1 tRNA gene and 1 rRNA gene are annotated in these 246 nt (G+C 54.5%); both read left to right on the top strand.

The features are described from left to right. Window positions 1-73 (top strand): 16S ribosomal RNA (locus tag C1Y43_RS23525); the annotation flags it as partial. 88 nt (window positions 74-161) lie between these two features. After that, a tRNA-Glu gene (locus C1Y43_RS23530) sits at window positions 162-236 on the top strand. Window positions 237-246 lie beyond the last annotated feature (10 nt).

Consider the following 246-nt stretch of genomic DNA (forward strand, 5'->3'; position numbering starts at 1 on the left):
TTTGTGATTCATGACTGGGGTGAAGTCGTAACAAGGTAACCGTAGGGGAACCTGCGGTTGGATCACCTCCTTACCTGAAGATACCTTCCCGCGAAGTGCTCACACAGATTGTCTGATGAAAAAGTAACGAGCAGGACGGCTGCGAAGTCGTGACACTTTGTGTCCCCTTCGTCTAGCGGTTAGGACTCCGCCCTTTCACGGCGGCAACAGGGGTTCGAATCCCCTAGGGGACGCCACTGCTTGGTG

The sequence above is a fragment of the Pantoea sp. ICBG 828 genome (assembly GCF_002928355.1).
In the GTDB taxonomy this organism is placed as follows: domain Bacteria; phylum Pseudomonadota; class Gammaproteobacteria; order Enterobacterales; family Enterobacteriaceae; genus Pantoea; species Pantoea dispersa.